Here is an 18,299-nt window from a genome sequence, read left to right on the forward strand (position 1 = left end):
CGGACGGGGTACCACCGGCCGACGCGCATGCAAGATCCGCGCTTACTTCGCCTGCGCACCCGGCTTCACGGCATCCGCGCCCGACTTGTCGCCCAGCGGCTGCCACGCGGCGCCGAGCGCATACCAGTCGATGCGGCGCGTGAGCGTCATGATGCCGGCGAGGATCGCGAACAGCAGCAGCGAACCGAGCATCAGCGCGTTGTCCTCCGACAGCAGCAGCCCGTAGAGCGCCGCGTACAGCATCGCGAGCAGCGCCGCGAACGTCGCGCCGCGCTTCACGCTGTGCAGCACGAACGACAGGTAGAAGCCGAGCAGCCCGATGCATGCGCCGCTCGCCGCGAGATACGCATGACCGAACGCGATGTGCTCGGACAGGCTCAGCAGCAGCAGGAAGAACAGTGCGAGCGACAGGCCGACCAGCAGGTACTGGATCGGGTGAATGCGCAGCCGCTTCGCGAGTTCGTACATGAAGAAGCTCGCGAACGTGAGCATCACGAACAGCGCGCCGTACTTCGTCGCGCGTTCGGCCTGCAGATAGACGTTCACGGGTTCGATCACCGATACCGACGCCATCTCGATCGCACCCTCCCCGTTGCCGGTCGCGACCTGCTCGCGCGCCTTCGTGTTGAACGACGTCACGTGCCAGTTGCTGGCGAAACCATGCGCATCGATCGTGCGCTCGCCCGGCAGGAACGCGCCGCCGAAGCTCGGATGCGGCCACGTCGATTTCAGCGAGAAATCGTTCTGGTCGGCCACCGGCGCGAACGCGACGGATTCCGCGCCCGCCAGCGGCAGGCCGATGCTGAACGGCACGACGGCCCCTGCATTTGCGTCCGCCAGCGCCGCGAGATCGATAGTCGCGTGCACGCCCTGACGCAGGCTGTCCAGCCGCGTGCCCTGCTCCACGTCGAACCGCTTGCCGCCAAGGCGCAGGTCGGGCTGCGCCTTCAGCCCGCGAATGTCGCCGATGCCGATCGCGACATACGCACTGTCGACCGCGAAGCTCACGTGGCCGTCGGCCTGCGGCAGCTTCTTCAGGTCCGGCAGCATCAGCGTGCCCGTCAGCCGGCTATCCAGCCCGTACACGAGCGCCTTGTGGATGCCGCGATAGCGCACCTCGACCTTGAGCGTGCCGTCGACGTTCAGCGTCTTCGGAAACACGAGCAGGCGCTTCGTCTCGCTTCTCAGGCTCGTTTTCGCCGCGCCGCCGGCCGGCGTGTCGTCGCGCACACGCGTGACTTCCGTGTAATGCACGACGAGCACCGGCCCCGTCACCGTCTGCGGCCCCGCGTAGCTGGCCCAGATGCTCTGCAATGCGCTCCGGCGATACTCGGCGCGTTCCTGCACGATGCTTTGGACCATCTGCAGCGGGATCAGGATCGCCAGCGCGAGAAACGCGGTGATCACGGACTTGAACAACAGGACTCGATTCATTGCTGACGGATACCGGAGTGGAAGATGCGGTCAGCATGAGCGGGCCCGGTGAAGGCCGCTTGAAGCCGGTGTGAAGCGAATGTGTGGCGAGCGTGAAGCGCGCTCAGCCCGGCGACGGCAGCGTGAGCGTCGCGCACGCGCCGCCTTCGTCGCGGTTCGCGAGCGCGACCTGGCCACGATGCAGCATCGCGACTTCGCGGACGAAACACAGCCCGAGGCCCGTGCTGCGATCCTGCCCGTCGGGGCGCGGCAGCGAATAGAAGCGTTCGAATACCCGCGACAGCGCGTAGTCGGGCACGCCGGGGCCGTCATCGATAACGCGCACGACCGCGACATGCGCCCTGCCCGCCGGCTGCCGTTCGAGCGCGACCCGGATCGTGCTGCGTTGCGGCGCGAAATCCAGCGCGTTGTCGAGCAGGTTGCCGAGCGCCTGGCGCAGCAGGAACGGATCGCCTTCGACGACTGCCGGATCGGAAGCGTCGTTTGCGTCGATCCGCAGGCTCACGCCGCGCTGGCGTGCGCGCGGCTCGATATCCTCGACGAGCTGTTCGAGCACCGGCAGCAGCGCGACCGGCTCGTGTACCGACAGGCGCTGCTTCTGCTCGACTTCGGCCAACGCGAGCAGCTTGCGGATCATCTGTTCGAGTCGGCCGGCCTGGCGGCGGATGTTTTCGGTGAAGCGCCGGCGGTTCGCGACCGGCATCTCTTCCTGCAGCAGCTCCGCCGCGCCGCTGATCGCGGCCAGCGGGCTTTTCATCTCGTGCGTGAGCGTGTGAATGTAGGTTTCGACGTACTGCCGGTCCTCCAGACGCTGGTGCATGCTCTCCACCGCGCGCCCGAGCTCGGCCAGCTCGTTCGCGCCCTGCAGCGGCATCGCCGCGCGCTCGCCGGCCGCGATCGCGCGCGCATAGCGTTGCAACCGCCGCAGCCCGAGCACCAGCCACCATGTGCAGGCGGCGCCGATCAGGATCGCGCCACCCATCAGCAATGCGCCGTACAGCATGATCTTGCGCTGGCTGCGCGCGATGAACGGCGCGACCGTCTGGTTCGGCTTCGCGATCGTCAGCACGCCGACGATCTCGTTCCCGCGCCGGATCGGCGCCGCGACGTGCATCACGGTGCTGCTGTCGTCGTTCGGATCGGCGCGCGTGCTGCGTGCGCCGTATTCGCCGCGCAGCGTCCGGTACACGTCGTTCCAGCGCGAATAGTCCTGCCCCACTGCGCTGCCGGTCGAGTCGTAGCGCACGATACCGTGCGCGTCGGTGATGTAGATGCGGTAGCTGATCGTATTCTTGTGCATGCCCCATACGTTCGCGCTGACCGGGCTCTCGTGCAGTTTTTGGAGTTGCCGCGCGAAGGCGCCGTCGGCGATATGCCCGTTCGCCATGTCGTCGGCGGCCAGCGTCGCCAGCACCTGCGCGGTGTCGACGAGCGTGTCCTCCATCGCTTCGCGCACACCGGGCTTCACTTCCTGCACGAACACGCGCAGCGTGATCAGCGCGGCAAGACCGACGATCAGGAAAAAACCGAAGAAGATGCGCAGGCCGATATGCATGGCGGTGCAGGTCGTTACGGTTGCAGCGAATAACCCATCCCGCGATGCGTGCGGATCGGGTCGCGCTCGGGATCGATCGCGCGCAGTTTCGCGCGCAGCGTCTTGATGTGCGTGTCGACCGTGCGGTCGGCCGAATCGAGCGCCTCGTGCCATACGAGGTCCATCAACTGCTCGCGCGAATAGATGCGCCCCGGATGCCGGACAAGCAGCGCCAGCAGGCCGAATTCATAGCGCGTGAGGTCCAGCGCGTGGCCGAGCCACGATACGCGCGCGCCGGCGGTATCGAGCACGAAGCCCGGCGCGGTTGTCGCGGCCTGCGCATCTGCCGGCGCGGGCGTCGTTTGCGGCCTGGCTGTCCGGTAGAAGCGCCGCAGGATCACGCGCACCCGCGCGGCCAGCTCGCGCGGCGAAAACGGCTTGACCACGTAATCGTCGGCGCCGATTTCGAGCCCGACGATCCGGTCGATCTCGTCGTGCCGCGCGGTCAGGAAGATCACCGGCACGTCGGTGAACGTGCGCAGCCGCCGGCACACTTCGAAGCCGCTGAGGTCCGGCAGGCCGACATCGAGCACGACCAGGTCGAAGCGCGACTCGCGCAGTTGGTCGAGCGCCGCCTGCCCGAGCGTGCAGTGGACGGTCTGCATGCCGTCGGTGCCGAGGGCGTAGACGATCGTGTCCGCGATCGCCGTTTCATCTTCGACGATCAGGATCTTGGGCTGATTCATGGTCTCAGGCTGGGCTCGCGCGTTTCCGGTGCGACATTGTACGCACGGCCGGCCGCGGCGCGAGCCGCAATGCGGCGAGCCCCGCCCGCGCGCGCTACGCCACGCGGCCGCTCACCGGAATCGACGCGCCGGTGATCGCCTGTGCGTCGGCCGACAGCAGGAATCCGATCGTCGCCGCGATCTGTTCAGGCCGGACCCAGCGCGTGAAATCCGCGTCGGGCATGTCCGCGCGGTTCGGCGGCGTATCGATGATGCTCGGCAGGATCGCGTTCACCGTCACGCCGCGGTCGAGCAGTTCGGCCGCCAGCGCCTCGGTGAGACGCGCGACGCCGGCCTTCGCGGCCGCATAAGCGCCCATGCCCGCGCCGGCCTTGAACGCCGCGCCGGCGCCGATGTTGACGATACGTCCGGCCGGGCTCGCGACCAGATACGGCAGCGCGGCCTTCGACGCGTTCAGCGCGGTCTTTACGTTCAGCTCGTACATGCGGTCCCACGTGGCGGCGTCGCCGTCGGCGATCGTCTGCCATACGAACGCGCCGGCGATGTTCAGCAGCGCGTCGACCCGGCCGAATTCGCGGTTTACCGATTCGAGCGCGCGTGCGGCGGCCTGCGGGTCGACAAGGTCGATGCCGCCGATGCGCAGCGCGTCGGCCGGCACGCCGGGCAGCGTCTGCGCAGCCGGCGCGGCACCGCGGCCGATCAGCGCGACGCGTGCGCCGCGCTGGCCCAGCCATGCGGCCGTCGCGACGCCCAGATGACCGAATCCGCCGGTGATCGCGACTGCCTTGCCTTTCAGGTCGTGTTCCATCGATGTGCTCTCCTGGATCGAAGATGGGTGGTTGATGCATGAGTCATGCCGGCCGCGGCACGGACGTGCGCGGCCGGCGCTTCGACAGCGTAGCGCCGTTCACGCCTGCGTGCGCGCGGCGACTACGCTGCGGCGCAGTTCCTCCGTTGTTTCGCGCTGGTTGCCCGGACGTCAGCCCGGCGGCGGCATCGCGAAGCGGAACGCGGTCCATACGTCGCGGGCCGCCGCGACGCCGCAGGCGAGGCTCGCCCGGTGCTCGCGCTCGACGACGAACGGATTGCGCGAGGGGACCGGCGTGACAACGCCGTAGCGGCACGGCTCGTTCGGCTACACACGGCGACCGCGTGGCTGCCGACGGCGTCGGCGAGCCGATGCGCCGCGACTCCGCACGCGAGGCCCGACAGGCACGCATGCAGACAGCCGGGCATAATGCACGAGGCCCGTTCGGCGTGGCGCGAGCCGCGACCGGGCCGTGCCGGGCTACCCGACGCCTACGCCGATCCCGTATCAAATACTGAACCTCAACCCGTCAATCCCATGCAAGTACTCGTCGTTGGAACCGGCAAGCTGGCCAATGAGCTGCTTGGCTCGCACAAGCTCGACCCGGCAACCTGTCGCGTGATGTCCTGGTCGGACCGTGCACGAACCGGCGAACGGCATAGCGACGCCCGACGTAACGACGCCCGATCGATCGTCGTGCATGCCGGCTCCGGCCGCGAACTCCCCGCCGCGATCGCGTTTTGCGAGGCCACCGCGTCGCCGCTCGTCGAACTGTCCACCGGCTCCGACCTCGAAACCGGAACGCACGGCTTCCCGGTCGTGCTGTGTCCGAACACGAACATCCTGATGCTCAAGTTCATGAGCATGCTGGAAACCAGCGGCCACCTGTTTCGCGACTGCGAGATCAGCCTGACGGAGTCGCATCAGGCAGGCAAGACGTCCGTCCCCGGCACGGCCGTCGGCATCGGCCAGTCGCTCGGCGTGCGGCCGGAAGACATCCGCTCCGTGCGCGACCCGGACGTGCAGCGCAGCGAATTCGCGATCCCCGACGATCAGCTCGGCCGCCATGCGGTTCACCGGATACGCATTGACGACGGCGCGTGCAGCCTGCAGTTCGAATCGCGCGTGTACGGTGCGACGCCCTATGCGGATGGCGTGTCGCGCATCGTCGAAGCCGTCCGCCAGCACGATCTCGAAAACCGCCGCTATTCGATCGTCGAGTTCATCCGCAACGGCTGGTTGTAGTCGCGGCGACGTGCGGCGGACCTGCGACGGTGCCGCCACCGGAACCTGCCGGCCGCGGTCCCGCCACGGCCACGACGGATGCCGGTTCGACACCGCCGTCACACGTCTCCCAGCGCCGCGCCGCTCTCCGGCAAGGTCGCACCGCCGTCGACGACGATCGTCTGCCCCGTGATGTACGCAGCATCGTCCGAGGCGAGAAACAGCATCGCGTTCGCGATGTCCTCCGGCTCGCCCATTCGCGCGAGCGGAATGTCGCGCGCGATCTGCGCCGCGACCGACGCGTCGCCGAGATTGCCGGCCGCCGGCGTGCGAATCATCCCCGGCTCGACACCGTTGACCGTCACGTTGCGGCGCGCAAGCTCCAGCGCCGCCGCGCGAATGAAGCCGTTCACGCCGGCCTTCGACGCCGCGTAGTGCGCGAGCCCCGGATAGGCGACGCGCGGCCCCGTCACCGACGATGTGACGAGCAGCCGCCCGGCCCCCGCGCGCTCGAATGCGGGCAGCGCGGCCTGCGCGAGCCAGAACAGCGCCGACAGGTTGACCGACAGCGTCCGCTCGAGCGTCGGCTCGTCGATCTGCGTGAACGGCGTCAGCGGAAAATACGCGGCGTTGTGGACGACGACATCGAGCCGGCCGCCGTCGCGCTCGACCGCTGCGACCAGCGCGCCCAGTTCGTCGCGGCTGGCGGCGTCCACCCGATACGCGCGCGCAGCGCCGCCCGCGCCGGCGAGCGCATCGGCCTGCGCGGCGGCGGCCTCGCCGTTCAGGTCGGCGAGCGCGACGAACGCGCCGGATTCCGCGAAACGACGTGCGATCGCCGCGCCGATCCCTTGCGCGGCGCCCGTGACGATCACGACGCGCCCGCTGAAATCCGCACGCAGTCGGCCGCTGCCCGGCACGGCATTCATCGCTGCGCCTCGCCGCCGAGCGGATGCACGGTTTCGTTCAGCACCTGCGCATGGGCGCCGATCTGGAAGTTCGACAGCGTGCCGAAATCGCCGCCGTGGTAGCCGAAGATCTTGCCGTCGGTCTTGCGCTGAGCAAGATCGATCAGCACGACGCCGAGCGTCGGCACCACTTTTTCGCGCCACACGAACAGATACAGCGCGTCGTCGATCCGGAAGTAATGGCAGCGGTCGACATCGGCCAACCCGCCTTCGACGCCCTGCAGGCACTGCCACGCGTAGAAGTTCTCGTTCAGGTAGATGTGCTCGTAGCATTCGGTCGGGCTGTAGCGGTACATCGTCCGCTTGCCGATCAGTTCGCGCGTCGGCCCGTGCAGCGGCCCCGGCCGTGCGTGACCGCCGAGCGTGCCGTGCCGGAATTCCGCGTCGACCGCCGTCAGCGGCAGCCCGCGCGCGACGCGCGTGAACGCGTCGATGCGCGTGTCGGCTTCGGTCGGCAGCACGCCGACGACCGACGTCCATACGCCGCTGTCGAGATCGATCACGAGACTGACCGACGTCGCGCGGGCGGCCGTGTCGATGTAGTCGACGAAGTACAGCGCGTCGCGCAGCCGCGTCACGCGGCACGGCTCGCGGCCGCCCGCGTCGGTCGCCGCGTCGCGCCACTGCAGCGCGCCCTGCTCGAACGTATAGACGCGCCACGCGCCCGATGCATCGCCGAGCGCCAGCGTACGCCCGGCGAGCGCGTCGACGGGCGCGAGGATGTTCGCTTCCGGCGCGAAGCCGTCCGCGAGCGCGCCAACCTGAATGAATACCGGATCCTGTCGTTCCACCTGCCGCCTCCCGCGCAGCTTCAGGCCCGGCGGGCCGTGTACGCTGCTCATGTGCACATGGTGCGGGCTGCGCGCGGCGCGCGGTATCGGCCAAAAGGATGAAGGGCGCGCGGCGCCGGAACGCGCTAAAGTGCACGTGATCCGCGCCGCACCCGGCGCGAGGAGCGCACATGCACCGTGTCACCCACTACCGACGGACCGGCGAAGGCATCGAGGCGATCAGCCTCGAATCCGACCGCGCGTTTCCGCGCCACGCGCACGACGAATTCGGGGTCGGCGTGATCGTGAGCGGCGCGCACCGGTCGTGGAGCGGCCGCGGGCAGGTCGACGCGCTGGCCGGCGACGCGATCATGGTCAACCCGGGCGAAATGCACGACGGCTCGCCGATCGATGCCGGCACGGGCCGGCGCTGGCGGATGCTGTACCTCGCGCCCGCGCTGGTCGCGGGCGTCGCGGCGGAAGAAGGCCTCGGCGGCGTCGAGCTTGCGCATCCGGCGGTGCGCGACGCGCGGCTCACGGCCGCCGTCGGCCGGTTGCATGCGCGCATCGTCGCCGGGGAAACCCAGCCGCTCGCCCGCGACGAGGCGCTGGTGATGCTCGTCGCCGGGTTGCTCGCCCGGCACGCAAACCGCACGCTGCCGGCGGCCGGCGTCGCGCCGGCGATCCGTATCGCCCGCGAACGGCTCGACGCGGCGCCGTCCGCGACCGTTTCGCTCGCCGAACTGGCCGACCTGAGCGGCGTGAGCCGCTTCCAGTTGCTGCGCGGGTTTGCACGCGAACTCGGTATCACGCCGCACGCGTACCTGATCCAGTCGCGCGCGCGGCTGGCGCGCGCGCTGCTCGCCAACGGCCTGCCGATCGCGGATGCCGCGGCCGAAGCCGGCTTTGCCGATCAGAGCCACCTGACGCGCGCATTCGCGCGCCAGTTCGGAATCACGCCGGGGCGGTTTACGCAGGCCGGTTGACGCCGCTGGCGTCCGCGCGCAACGCGATCGAACGCGGGTCCCGCGTCGACGATGGTGGCCGACGCTGCTGCGGCGGCGTCGGCTGACGCCAACACTGACGCACGCTCGCAAGGCGGCCCCACGCACCGCACTCGCCACGCCCTCCCTCCCGCCCGCCCGCTGCAATTTCATTCAAGACGCGCACCGCCGCCGTACGCGACGATGCGCGCATGAAAACACGACTGATTGGCTATCTCTATCTCGCCGCCGCGATGGCGGGCGTCGGCAGCACCGTCATCGCGAGCCGTCTCGCGGCCGGCGGCCTGCCGCCGTTCGCGGCCACGGCGCTGCGCTTCCTGATCGCGACGCCGCTGCTGTTCGCGCTGATGCGCGCGCAGCGAATGCGCTGGCCGCGCATTTCCCCACGCGACGCCGTGCTGCTCGTCATCCAGGCCGCGGCGGGCGGCGTCGGCTATACGGTGCTGCTGATCAGCGGCACGAAGCTGTCGTCGCCGCTCGATGCGGGCGTGATGCTCGGCACGCTGCCGGCGATGTCGACGCTGATCGCGGCCGTCGTGCTGCGCGAGCGGCAGACGCCGCGCGACTGGGTGGCCGCCGCGCTCGCCACGGCCGGCGTGCTGTTCGTCACGTTCGCCCCCGGCCAGACGATGCCGTCGCTCCAGACGCTTGCCGGCGATGCGCTGGTGCTGGCCGCCGTCGCGTGCGAAGCCGTCTTCATCCTGCTGAACCGGCGGCTTGCCGCACCGTTGCCGCCGCTCGCGCTGTCCACCGCGATGTCGGGCCTCGGCTTCGTGCTCGCCGTCGTGCCGGCCGCGTTCGAATGGCGCGCGGCGGCGACCGGCTGGACCGTCGGCGCCGTGTCGGCAATTGCCTACTACGCGCTGGTGCCGACCGTGCTCGGCTACCTGTGCTGGTATGCGGGCTCCGCACGCACGAGCGGCACCGAGGCCGCGCTGTTCACGGCGGTCGCGCCGGTCTCGGCCGTGCTGTTCGCGGTCGCGCTGTTCGGCGAGACGCTGACCGGCACGCGTGTCGCCGGCATCGCGCTCGTCGTCGCGGGCATGCTCGTCGGCGCGACGCGGCGGCGCGAACCGCCCGCGCGTGCACGCGATGCGCAACCGGCGAACTCGGTACAGCCGGCCAGTCCCGCGCCGTCGGCGCAAACCGCCGCCGACTGATCCGAATTCGTGCTCATCTCGTTGTTGAAGAAATCCAGGCCGGTCGATCCCCGCGTTCGCGCGACGCCGCCGGCAACTGTAGGAATGTGTCCGCGCGCCGCAAAACCGTTGCGCACCACCGCGCAAGATGCAATATTCGCGTGGCCGGAACCTTTGACAACCATCTAACAACAAGCCGCCAAGCAATGAACAGGAAGGACGCCAAAACAAGAATCGCGGTGCTGCTGTCCGCGGGAACGAGGAAGGCCGACGTACTGGCCGAGCTGTCCGGACAGGGGCTCAAGGATCGCGTGATCGCAAGCCTGATCGCGTCGCGCCCCGATCCGGAACGCTGTCGCAAGAACAAGGTGCACACCTGGATCCTGGTCGCGCTCGGCACCCTCCAGCTGGCGATCAGCCTGATGCTCGCGTATTACTTCTCCGCCGCTGCCGGCGATCTAGGCGTGTCGGGCGCGCTCGGCAATGGCCTCGTCGTGGTGTTCCTCGCGCTGACCGTGCCGCTGTCGCTGCTGTTCATCTGGGGCTTCGCGACCCATCGCGTCGGCGCGTATCACGCGTTCATACTGCTGTCGCTGCTGCAGTTGCCGAAGACCGTCGCCGAGCTCGGACGCGATCCGTCGACCGCGCTGCCGGGCCTCGCGGTCACGCTGGTGCTGGTGGGCTACGTCTGGTTCGTGCGCAACCGGATGTTCCCCGACTACGGCTGGTTTACACCGCGCAAGGTCGAAGGCCGCTACGCGTTCGTCGAACACGCCTGACGCCGCCGGCGTCAACGCCACGCCGCCCCAAAAAAAGCGCCGGGCCGCCCCGCAATCGCGGGACGGCCCGGCGCTTTCTGCATTCCGGAACCGGTCGGCTTACTTGGCCTTTTCGGCCGTATCGCTGATCGCCTGGCCGCCCTTCGAAATGTCCTGGCCCACACCGGCGACCGTATTGCAGCCGGCGAGCGCGGCGGTCACAACCAGCAACATTGCAGCAATCGTACGCGTCATTCTCATTCTCCTTCGAATCAACAAGCCCGACCGGGCGAATCGTTTGCGGCATGGCGCCCTGACGATGCAGGGCACGGGGCCTGACCTGATTATACGGAGGCGGACGCCGCGCGCCAGTGCGAGCCCGTCGAGTGTCACACGCACCGCACAGCCCGATCGCGCAGATTTTCCTTGACTTCACTACGCCACGAACTAATATACGCACCGCGTATATTTTCCGCCAGGAGCCGCCGATGACCGTTCCCCAGCAAGCCTTCCTCCGCGACGCGATGCGCCGCCTCAACATGACTCGCGAAGCGTTCGCCAATCGCATCGGCGTCAGCCGGCGCGCACTGGATACCTGGCTGCTGCCCGACGATTCGCAGGAATCGCGCGGGATGCCCGAGATCGTCGAGCGCTTCGTGTCGGAAATCGTCGAACGTTCGGCACCGGAAAGCGGGGCCTATACGCAAAGCGTAGACAATCAGGGGCTCGCGAAGCAATTCCTGTTCGAAGGCAAACCGCAACTGCTGTCGGTCGACCAGTTCTCGCGGGAATCGGTCGAGGCGCTGTTTCGCGTGGCTGACGTGATGCAGCCGATCGCGCGGCGCCACAAGATTTCGCGCGTGCTGGAAGGCGCCGTGCTCGGCAACCTGTTCTTCGAGGCCAGCACGCGCACGCGCGTGTCGTTCGGCGCGGCGTTCTGCCGGCTCGGCGGCTCGGTGTGCGACACGACGGGCTTCACGTTCTCGTCGATGGCCAAGGGCGAATCGATCTACGACACGAGCCGCGTGATGGCCGGCTACGTCGACGCGCTCGTGATCCGCCACCCGGAGAAAGGCTCGGTGGCCGAGTTCGCGCGCGCGACCAACCTGCCCGTGATCAACGGCGGCGACGGCCCCGGCGAGCACCCGAGCCAGGCGCTGCTCGATCTCTATACGATCCAGCGCGAGTTCTCGCGGCTGGGCAAGATCGTCGACGGCGCGCACATCGCGCTGGTCGGCGATCTCAAGTACGGCCGCACCGTGCACTCGCTCGTCAAGCTGCTCGCGCTGTACCGCGGGCTCAAGTTCACGCTCGTGTCGCCGCCGATGCTCGAGATGCCGGCCTACATCGTCGACCAGATCTCGACGAACGGCCATGTGGTCGAACAGACGACCGACCTCGCGGCCGGGCTGCGCGGCGCGGACGTCGTCTACGCGACGCGGATCCAGAAGGAGCGCTTCACCGACGAATCGTTCGAAGGCTATACGCCGGATTTCCAGATCAACCAGGCGCTCGTCGACTCGGTCTGCAAGCCCGACACGCTGATCATGCACCCGCTGCCGCGCGACAGCCGGCCGGGCGCGAACGACCTGTCGGTCGACCTGAACCGCGATCCGCGCCTCGCGATCTTCCGGCAGACCGACAACGGCATTCCGGTGCGGATGGCGATCTTCGCGGTGCTGCTCGGCGTCGAAAACCTCGTCCAGCATTCGATGCGCGACGCGACGTGGCGCCCGCCGGCTTATCTCGGGCCGGAGGACGCGGTGTTTCACGGAATCGATTAAGTCGCGCCCGGGTCTCGCGCCCGCCCGCCATCGCTTCACGGGACGGGCGCGCTTGCCTGACGCAGAACGCGCCGTGTTGCACGGCGCGTTTTCAATTTCAGCGCAGGTGATGGGTGCCAGAAACCGGGCGCTACCGCGCCCACGGATCGATCACGCGAAGCCCCACCGCCTCGAACGGCGCGACATCGCGCGTGGCCACGATCAGGCCGTTCGCCTCGGCCGTGGCGGCGATAAAACAATCGACAGGCGCGATCGCGCTACCTGCGACGCGGGCCCGAGCCCGCAGGCTCGCATACGCTTTGCTCGCCGCATCGTCGAACGGCAGGATTCGGCCTCGAAACAGCGGCACGACACGCTGCTCGATGCTTTGATGCAGCCACTCGCGCCTGCGCCCTTCCGGCAATACAGCCACGCCGAATCGCATCTCCGCGAGACTGATTGCAGCCAGAAACAGCGTCTCGACGTTCTGGGCATCGAGCCACTCGATCACCGCTGCGCTCGGCTCGCGTCGCAGGGGTTCGGAAATGACATTCGTATCAACAAGGATCATTCGAAGCTCATCGGATCGGTTGACGTCTTGTCGCGCTGGACGTCGACATCGACTCCACCAGCCTCCCGCCCGATTTCCGCCAGCAACGTTCCCAGCTTGAGCCGCCCGCCTGGCAGGACGGCCTGTTCGAGAATGTCACGTACCTCGGCTTCGGTGCTTCGTCCGTGCTGGGCCGCGCGAACCCGAAGTGCGCGATGCACTTCATCAGGCAAATTTCGAACGGTGATCACCGGCATGATGCGCCTCACTAAGATTGCTTTCAATGCAGTCATATTAGCATCTTGCTGTCATACCGAGTGAATCACGACACTGCCGCTCTAACCGGCCCGACTAGCCCGTCACACTCGGCCAATCGGCCATCATCCACAGCCCATCCACCCCACAACATTCGTCAACAATTCCCTTTCAAACGATAACAAGAACGCTTCTCATTCAACAAAAAATTACATAGAATGCCGGCTGAAAACAAATCGTAATAATTCCCGGCGGCATGCACATTTCCGTAGCACATCTCCCCCGGGGCCACATCGCGAGGTCCAAGCGCACCATGAAGTCCCGTTCCGACGAGTTGAAGCTCGGCAAATTCACCACCCTGTGCAGCGTGCTCGCCGCGAGCCCTGCATTCGCCGACGGCGCGCCGCCGCCGGCCCCGTCCAGCACCGAAGGCCATCTCGCACCGATCGAGATCCAGGGCAAGACCGAGCACAGCTACAAGGCCGACTTTTCCGCTTCCGCGAAATTCACCGCGCCGCTCGTCGACACGCCCAAATCCGTCACCGTGATTCCGCAGGAACTGATCCGGAACAGCGGCGCGTCGACGCTGACCGAAGCGCTGCGCACCGTGCCCGGCATCACGTTCGGCGCCGGCGAAGGCGGCAACCCGCTCGGCGACCGTCCGTTCATCCGCGGCTACGACACGCAAGGCAGCATGTTCGTCGACGGCATGCGCGACACGGGCGCCACGACGCGCGAGATCTTCAACACCGAACGCGTCGAGATCACCAAGGGTTCCGACGGCGCGTACGGCGGCCGCGGCGGCGCCGGCGGCAGCATCAACCTGATCACGAAGGCCCCGCACCTCGGCACGACGGCCAGTGCGAGCGCCGGCCTCGGCACCGACCGCTATCGCCGCTTCACGGCCGACGGCAACTGGCAGTTCGCCGATCACGCCGCATTCCGCCTGAACCTGATGAGCCACAACAACGACGTCGCCGGCCGCGACGCCGTCAACAACGAGCGCTGGGGCGTCGCGCCGTCGATCGCGTTCGGCCTCGGCACGCCGACGCGCGTGACCGCGAGCTACTACCACCTGTCGACCGACGACATGCCGGACGGCGGCATTCCGTACGTCTACGGCTTCAACATCCCGAAGGGCGTCACCGACGGCCCGGCAAACGTCGATCGCCACAACTTCTACGGGCTGATCGACCGCGACTTCCGCAAGACTACGTCGGACATCAGCACGATCAAGATCGAGCACGACATCACGTCGTCGCTGACGATCCGCAACACCACGCGTTACACGGAATCGACGCAGGACTACATCTGGACGCAGCCCGACGACAGCCAGGGCAACGTGGTGAACGGCAAGGTCTGGCGCCGCAACAACAACCGCAACAGCTCGATCAACAGCATCGCGAACCTGACCGAGCTGTTCGGCGAATTCCGCACCGGCCCGTTCAAGCACAGCTTCACGACCGGCATCGAGCTGACACGCGAATGGGGCAAGCGCGACACGTACAACGTCGCGACGGATAACGGCAAGATCTGCCAGAAGGGCATTGGCGCGGCGTCGGGCTACAACTGCACGAGCCTCTGGTCGCCGAACCCGAACGATCCGTGGGCCGGCTCGATCACGCGCAACAACGACTACGCGCATGCCCGCACCACGACGAAATCGATCTACGGCTTCGACACGATCGAGATCACGCCGCGTTGGCAGGTCAATGCCGGCGTGCGCGTCGACGACTACTCGACCCGCTTCACCGACACAAAGGTCAACGGCAGCAAAACCTATACGCGAGACGACACGCTCGTGAACTGGCAGGCCGGCCTCGTGTTCAAGCCCGCGCAGAACGGCAGCATCTACGCGTCGTATGCGACTTCGTCGACGCCGGCGGGCATGCTGCTCGGCGAAGGCAGCGAAACGCAGTCGCTCACGCCGGGCCGCGGCGGCGTCGGCCCGAACGCCGACCAGATGGCGCCGGAAAAGAACCGCAGCATCGAGCTCGGCACGAAGTGGAACGTGCTGAACGACAAGCTCGCGCTGACCGCCGCGCTGTTCCAGATCGACACGACGAACGCGCGCGTGACGCTGCCGAACAACCAGTACGCGATGGTCGGCAACAAGCGCGTGCAGGGTCTCGAGCTCGGCGTCGCAGGGCAGATCACGAAGCAGTGGCAGGTGTTCGGCGGCTATACGTACATGAAGAGCGCGCTGCGCGACAACGGCAAGGATGCGGCGAACAACGGCAACCGCTTCCCGAACACGCCGAAGCACAGCCTCACGATGTGGTCGAACTACGACGTGACGCCGAAGTTCACGGTCGGCGGCGGCGCGTTCTACATGTCGGAAGTATTCGGCGACCCCGCGAACCTGCGCGCCGTGCCGTCGTACTGGCGCTTCGATGCGATGGCGCAGTACCGGTTCAACAAGAAGCTCGACCTGCAGTTGAACGTGAACAACCTGTTCAACCGCACGTACTTCGACCAGGCGTATCCGGCGCACTACGCGTCGATTGCACCGGGCCGCTCGGCGTTCGTCACGCTGAACGCGCGCTACTGATCGATGGAGGCCGTATCGCTGAAGGCGCTCGCGTCGGTATCGCCGCGCGAGTTCGCCAATATCCTGGCCGGGCCGCCCGAGCGCGCCGCCGCGTGGGTCGCGGCGGCGGCCGACAACGGCATCGTCGATGCGCAGGCCGTCTACGGGCAGTACCTGCTCGACGGCCATGGCGTCGCGCGCGATCCGGCTGCCGCGTTCGGCTGGTTCCGGCACGCCGCGCGGGCCGGCCACCCGATGGCGATGAACATGCTCGGCCGCTGCTACGAGTTCGGCTGGGGCACCGCCGCGTGCGCGCCGGTCGCCGTGTACTGGTACCGGCTCGCCGCGCAGGCGGGGCTCGACTGGGGCATGTACAACTACGCGACGGCACTCGCGCTCGGCAACGGCGTCGACGAGAACCGCGCCGACGCGCTCGACTGGTTCCGCCGCGCGGCTGCGCTCGGTCATGCGAAATCGATCAACCTGATCGGCGGCTTCTACGAGGACGGTTGGGCTGTGCCGGTCGACCACGACGCCGCGTTCGACCACTATCGCCGCGCAGCCGTTGCCGGCGACTTCCGCGGCCAGTTCAACTTTGCGCGGCTGCTCGCCGAGCGCGGGCGCATCGACGAAGCGCTCGTCTGGCTCGCGCGCGTGCCGGCCACCGCAACGCCCGCGTTCATCGCGAAGATGCGCGCGTATCTCGCGTCGTCGCCGATCGACGCGCTTCGCTCGGCGGCGCTGCAACTGCCGCCGCATGCAATGGAATCCGCATCATGATGCTTCATATCCCCGGCGTATTGACCAAGCCGCAGGTCGCGCAATGCCGCGACCTGCTCGATGCGGCCGACTGGGTCGACGGCAACGCGACGTCCGGCGCACAGTCGGCGCTTGCCAAACGCAACCGGCAATTGCCGGAAGGCTCGCCGGCCGCGCGCGCGGTCGGCGACGCGATCCAGGATGCGCTCGCGCGCCATCCGCTGTTCTTTTCGGCGGCACTGCCGCTCAAGGTGTTTCCACCGCTGTTCAACCGCTATGAAGGCGGCGAGACGTTCGGCACGCACGTCGACAATGCGATCCGGCTGCTGCGCGGCACGGATTTCCGCGTGCGCAGCGATCTGTCGGCGACGCTGTTTCTCGAGGAACCCGATGCGTACGACGGCGGCGAGCTGTGTGTCGAGGATACCTACGGCGTGCATCGCGCGAAGCTGCCGGCCGGCGATCTCGTGCTGTATCCGGCGTCGAGCCTGCATCACGTGACGCCCGTTACGCGCGGCGAGCGCGTCGCGTCGTTCTTCTGGATCCAGAGCATGGTGCGCGACGATGCCGACCGCACGCTGCTGTTTCAACTCGATACGCAGATTCAGCAACTCTCCGCGGACAAAGGGGCGCACGACCGGGGCGTGATCGCGCTCACCGGGATCTATCACAACCTGCTGAGACGGTGGGCGGATGCCTGAGCCATCTGGCGGGGCCCGCAAGGTCCTGAAACGCGTGCCCCCTTTCGGCCAAGCCAGTCCACCGTCCAACACAGCCGCCTTATGCCCGCTGCAGGAGATCGATCGCCTTGTCTGCATCGTCCGCCGAATCGACCGCGAAATAGGCAATGAACTGGGAACCCAGTACGGCGGCCGAGACGCCACGGAGATTGATCGCGCCGTCCGCGAGCATCTGGGCCAGTTGCCCGATGATGCCCATTTGATCCAAACCCATTACGCGGACGGAGTGAACGCTCGGGGTGACGCTGAACCCCACCTGCGTGGCCGCGCGAATCACCGCGTCTCCCTGCAGTGGCGCGACAAACACGACGCCCTTGCCCGGCGTCTCCGATGTGCGGCGTGCAACGATGAACTGCAAGTCTGCGCCGGCAGTCCGCAGCGCGCTTAATACTGTCGCGAGGCCGCCCGGCTTGTCCTCGATGGTCGCCGCCCAGACATCGACACGTTCTACGCTCAGTTCCATGGCAGTCCCTCCCGCCTGAGAACCCCGATAGAAAAAATCTAGATCACAGCAAGCGCGCGAGCAAGGCGCACAGCGTCTTCCGGCCCCCGGCATCGACACCCCCCTGTCGCGCTTTGCATGCATCGGGTGACGCCTGACCTTCGCGACTTGCCTTCCTCCGCCGCACCGCCATAAAATGACCATCGTCAAATGACCATGCTCATATCATGATGCCGCACGCTCCCGTTTCGAAATCCGAATTCAAGGCTCGCGCACTCGAATACTTCCGGCTTGTCGAGTCGTCGGGCGAAAGCCTGATCGTCACCGATCACGGCAAGCCGACGCTCGAGATCCGGCCGTATCACGCACGCGAGGCTCAGCCGTTGGACATATTGCGCGGCTCGGTCATGCGCTACGACAATCCTGTCGATCCGATTGCGGAAGATGATTGGGAGGCGTCGCGGTGATCGTGCTGGATACGCATGCATTGGTGTGGTGGGTAGCGGGCGATCCTTCGCTCAGCAAGAAAGCGCGAAGTGCGATCGACCGCGCGCGCAGCGAAGGCGCACTCGCGGCATCCGCGATCTCCGCGTGGGAGATTGGGATGCTGGTGCGCAACGAACGCCTCGCACTGACGATGGATGTCGACGCGTGGCTCGCCACCGTCGAGCAGATCGACGGCATGCGCTTCGTGCCCGTCGACGCCGACATCGCCGCGAAATCCACTGCGCTGCCCGGCACGTTCCACAAGGATCCGGCCGACCGCATGATCGTCGCCACCGCGCGGCGGCTCGGCGCACCGCTCGTCACCCGCGACGAAAAAATCCGCGCTTACGCGCACGTGAAGACGCTCTGGTAAGCGTCGCCCGCCCACG

Annotated in this window: 20 protein-coding genes; 10 read left to right on the forward strand and 10 right to left on the reverse strand. The window is 67.5% G+C overall.

All coding sequences use genetic code 11. The features are described 5' to 3' along the window. Positions 1-42: 42 nt before the first annotated feature. The 4 genes from creD to FPJ27_RS13595 form a co-directional block, all read right to left on the reverse strand. On the reverse strand, positions 43-1,434 hold the full coding sequence (gene creD / locus FPJ27_RS13580) for a cell envelope integrity protein CreD (RefSeq protein WP_204421459.1): 1,392 nt from the start codon (positions 1,432-1,434) through the stop codon (positions 43-45). Positions 1,435-1,537: 103 nt separating this feature from the next. After that, positions 1,538-2,989 (reverse strand): two-component system sensor histidine kinase CreC, encoded by a 1,452-nt coding sequence (creC, locus tag FPJ27_RS13585; RefSeq protein ID WP_204421460.1) that lies wholly within the window; start codon positions 2,987-2,989, stop codon positions 1,538-1,540. A gap of 14 nt (positions 2,990-3,003) precedes the next feature. Further along, positions 3,004-3,714 carry a two-component system response regulator CreB gene (gene creB, locus FPJ27_RS13590; RefSeq protein ID WP_204421461.1) on the reverse strand — a complete coding sequence of 237 codons (711 nt, stop codon included), beginning with the start codon at positions 3,712-3,714 and terminating at the stop codon, positions 3,004-3,006. Positions 3,715-3,808: 94 nt separating this feature from the next. Beyond that, positions 3,809-4,522, reverse strand: coding sequence for an SDR family NAD(P)-dependent oxidoreductase (locus FPJ27_RS13595; RefSeq protein WP_204421462.1), 714 nt, complete (start codon positions 4,520-4,522; stop codon positions 3,809-3,811). A gap of 537 nt (positions 4,523-5,059) precedes the next feature. Here FPJ27_RS13595 and FPJ27_RS13600 point away from each other — a divergent pair. Then, positions 5,060-5,767 carry a dihydrodipicolinate reductase C-terminal domain-containing protein gene (locus tag FPJ27_RS13600; RefSeq protein ID WP_072442385.1) on the forward strand — a complete coding sequence of 236 codons (708 nt, stop codon included), beginning with the start codon at positions 5,060-5,062 and terminating at the stop codon, positions 5,765-5,767. Positions 5,768-5,865: 98 nt separating this feature from the next. Here FPJ27_RS13600 and FPJ27_RS13605 read toward each other — a convergent pair whose 3' ends face one another. Continuing rightward, positions 5,866-6,675 (reverse strand): SDR family oxidoreductase, encoded by an 810-nt coding sequence (locus tag FPJ27_RS13605; RefSeq protein WP_204421463.1) that lies wholly within the window; start codon positions 6,673-6,675, stop codon positions 5,866-5,868. Then, entirely contained in the window at positions 6,672-7,505 is an 834-nt protein-coding gene (locus FPJ27_RS13610; RefSeq protein WP_204423191.1) for a molybdenum cofactor biosynthesis F family protein, read from the reverse strand. Before FPJ27_RS13610 ends, FPJ27_RS13605 begins: the two co-directional genes overlap by 4 nt. 170 nt (positions 7,506-7,675) lie before the next feature. Between FPJ27_RS13610 and FPJ27_RS13615 the strand changes: the two genes are divergently transcribed. From FPJ27_RS13615 to FPJ27_RS13625, 3 genes are all read left to right on the forward strand, one after another. Further along, positions 7,676-8,470, forward strand: coding sequence for an AraC family transcriptional regulator (locus tag FPJ27_RS13615; protein WP_204421464.1), 795 nt, complete (start codon positions 7,676-7,678; stop codon positions 8,468-8,470). A 209-nt stretch (positions 8,471-8,679) separates the two neighbouring features. Then, entirely contained in the window at positions 8,680-9,648 is a 969-nt protein-coding gene (locus FPJ27_RS13620) for a DMT family transporter (RefSeq protein ID WP_204421465.1), read from the forward strand. Between the two features lie 185 nt (positions 9,649-9,833). Next, positions 9,834-10,406, forward strand: a complete 573-nt coding sequence (locus tag FPJ27_RS13625; RefSeq protein ID WP_072442377.1) for a permease — start codon at positions 9,834-9,836, stop codon at positions 10,404-10,406. A 99-nt stretch (positions 10,407-10,505) separates the two neighbouring features. Here FPJ27_RS13625 and FPJ27_RS13630 read toward each other — a convergent pair whose 3' ends face one another. Continuing rightward, entirely contained in the window at positions 10,506-10,640 is a 135-nt protein-coding gene (locus tag FPJ27_RS13630; RefSeq protein WP_021158165.1) for an entericidin A/B family lipoprotein, read from the reverse strand. 233 nt (positions 10,641-10,873) lie between these two features. Between FPJ27_RS13630 and FPJ27_RS13635 the strand changes: the two genes are divergently transcribed. Beyond that, positions 10,874-12,169, forward strand: a complete 1,296-nt coding sequence (locus tag FPJ27_RS13635) for an aspartate carbamoyltransferase (RefSeq protein ID WP_204421466.1) — start codon at positions 10,874-10,876, stop codon at positions 12,167-12,169. Between the two features lie 130 nt (positions 12,170-12,299). Here FPJ27_RS13635 and FPJ27_RS13640 read toward each other — a convergent pair whose 3' ends face one another. Together FPJ27_RS13640 and FPJ27_RS13645 are read right to left on the reverse strand one after the other, a co-directional pair. Further along, a complete protein-coding gene (locus FPJ27_RS13640; protein ID WP_204421467.1) occupies positions 12,300-12,719 on the reverse strand; it encodes a type II toxin-antitoxin system VapC family toxin in 420 nt (139 codons plus the stop codon). After that, complete coding sequence (locus tag FPJ27_RS13645; protein ID WP_204423192.1) at positions 12,716-12,955, reverse strand: Arc family DNA-binding protein; 240 nt, start codon at positions 12,953-12,955, stop codon at positions 12,716-12,718. Before FPJ27_RS13645 ends, FPJ27_RS13640 begins: the two co-directional genes overlap by 4 nt. 311 nt (positions 12,956-13,266) lie before the next feature. Here FPJ27_RS13645 and FPJ27_RS13650 point away from each other — a divergent pair, with 311 nt between their 5' ends. The 3 genes from FPJ27_RS13650 to FPJ27_RS13660 are packed head-to-tail and all read left to right on the forward strand — an operon-like array spanning position 13,267 to position 16,943. Beyond that, positions 13,267-15,504 (forward strand): TonB-dependent siderophore receptor, encoded by a 2,238-nt coding sequence (locus tag FPJ27_RS13650; protein ID WP_204421468.1) that lies wholly within the window; start codon positions 13,267-13,269, stop codon positions 15,502-15,504. Positions 15,505-15,507: 3 nt separating this feature from the next. Further along, the gene (locus FPJ27_RS13655) at positions 15,508-16,263 is read left to right on the forward strand and encodes a tetratricopeptide repeat protein (RefSeq protein ID WP_204421469.1); all 756 of its coding nucleotides are present in this window, start codon (positions 15,508-15,510) and stop codon (positions 16,261-16,263) included. Then, entirely contained in the window at positions 16,260-16,943 is a 684-nt protein-coding gene (locus tag FPJ27_RS13660) for a Fe2+-dependent dioxygenase (RefSeq protein ID WP_204421470.1), read from the forward strand. The genes FPJ27_RS13655 and FPJ27_RS13660 overlap by 4 nt, the downstream gene beginning before the upstream one ends. A 79-nt stretch (positions 16,944-17,022) precedes the next feature. Here the strand turns inward: FPJ27_RS13660 and FPJ27_RS13665 are convergent, their stop codons facing one another. Continuing rightward, positions 17,023-17,445 (reverse strand): amino acid-binding protein, encoded by a 423-nt coding sequence (locus FPJ27_RS13665; protein ID WP_034180480.1) that lies wholly within the window; start codon positions 17,443-17,445, stop codon positions 17,023-17,025. A 206-nt stretch (positions 17,446-17,651) separates the two neighbouring features. Here FPJ27_RS13665 and FPJ27_RS13670 point away from each other — a divergent pair, with 206 nt between their 5' ends. Together FPJ27_RS13670 and FPJ27_RS13675 are read left to right on the forward strand one after the other, a co-directional pair. Continuing rightward, the gene (locus FPJ27_RS13670) at positions 17,652-17,891 is read left to right on the forward strand and encodes a type II toxin-antitoxin system Phd/YefM family antitoxin (RefSeq protein ID WP_034180481.1); all 240 of its coding nucleotides are present in this window, start codon (positions 17,652-17,654) and stop codon (positions 17,889-17,891) included. After that, the gene (locus FPJ27_RS13675; RefSeq protein ID WP_204423193.1) at positions 17,888-18,283 is read left to right on the forward strand and encodes a type II toxin-antitoxin system VapC family toxin; all 396 of its coding nucleotides are present in this window, start codon (positions 17,888-17,890) and stop codon (positions 18,281-18,283) included. Before FPJ27_RS13670 ends, FPJ27_RS13675 begins: the two co-directional genes overlap by 4 nt. Positions 18,284-18,299: the final 16 nt, after the last annotated feature.

Source organism: Burkholderia sp. MS455, assembly GCF_016899445.1.
Classification (GTDB): Bacteria; Pseudomonadota; Gammaproteobacteria; order Burkholderiales; family Burkholderiaceae; genus Burkholderia; species Burkholderia pyrrocinia_C.

Bases quoted from the DNA above. Each gene is read 5' to 3' on its own strand.
- creD (WP_204421459.1), bottom strand. From the start codon at position 1,434: ATGAATCGAGTCCTGTTGTTCAAGTCCGTGATCACCGCGTTTCTCGCG.
- creC (WP_204421460.1), bottom strand. From the start codon at position 2,989: ATGCATATCGGCCTGCGCATCTTCTTCGGTTTTTTCCTGATCGTCGGT.
- creB (WP_204421461.1), bottom strand. From the start codon at position 3,714: ATGAATCAGCCCAAGATCCTGATCGTCGAAGATGAAACGGCGATCGCG.
- FPJ27_RS13595 (WP_204421462.1), bottom strand. From the start codon at position 4,522: ATGGAACACGACCTGAAAGGCAAGGCAGTCGCGATCACCGGCGGATTC.
- FPJ27_RS13600 (WP_072442385.1), top strand. From the start codon at position 5,060: ATGCAAGTACTCGTCGTTGGAACCGGCAAGCTGGCCAATGAGCTGCTT.
- FPJ27_RS13605 (WP_204421463.1), bottom strand. From the start codon at position 6,675: ATGAATGCCGTGCCGGGCAGCGGCCGACTGCGTGCGGATTTCAGCGGG.
- FPJ27_RS13615 (WP_204421464.1), top strand. From the start codon at position 7,676: ATGCACCGTGTCACCCACTACCGACGGACCGGCGAAGGCATCGAGGCG.
- FPJ27_RS13620 (WP_204421465.1), top strand. From the start codon at position 8,680: ATGAAAACACGACTGATTGGCTATCTCTATCTCGCCGCCGCGATGGCG.
- FPJ27_RS13625 (WP_072442377.1), top strand. From the start codon at position 9,834: ATGAACAGGAAGGACGCCAAAACAAGAATCGCGGTGCTGCTGTCCGCG.
- FPJ27_RS13630 (WP_021158165.1), bottom strand. From the start codon at position 10,640: ATGACGCGTACGATTGCTGCAATGTTGCTGGTTGTGACCGCCGCGCTC.
- FPJ27_RS13635 (WP_204421466.1), top strand. From the start codon at position 10,874: ATGACCGTTCCCCAGCAAGCCTTCCTCCGCGACGCGATGCGCCGCCTC.
- FPJ27_RS13640 (WP_204421467.1), bottom strand. From the start codon at position 12,719: ATGATCCTTGTTGATACGAATGTCATTTCCGAACCCCTGCGACGCGAG.
- FPJ27_RS13645 (WP_204423192.1), bottom strand. From the start codon at position 12,955: ATGCCGGTGATCACCGTTCGAAATTTGCCTGATGAAGTGCATCGCGCA.
- FPJ27_RS13650 (WP_204421468.1), top strand. From the start codon at position 13,267: ATGAAGTCCCGTTCCGACGAGTTGAAGCTCGGCAAATTCACCACCCTG.
- FPJ27_RS13655 (WP_204421469.1), top strand. From the start codon at position 15,508: ATGGAGGCCGTATCGCTGAAGGCGCTCGCGTCGGTATCGCCGCGCGAG.
- FPJ27_RS13660 (WP_204421470.1), top strand. From the start codon at position 16,260: ATGATGCTTCATATCCCCGGCGTATTGACCAAGCCGCAGGTCGCGCAA.
- FPJ27_RS13665 (WP_034180480.1), bottom strand. From the start codon at position 17,445: ATGGAACTGAGCGTAGAACGTGTCGATGTCTGGGCGGCGACCATCGAG.
- FPJ27_RS13670 (WP_034180481.1), top strand. From the start codon at position 17,652: ATGATGCCGCACGCTCCCGTTTCGAAATCCGAATTCAAGGCTCGCGCA.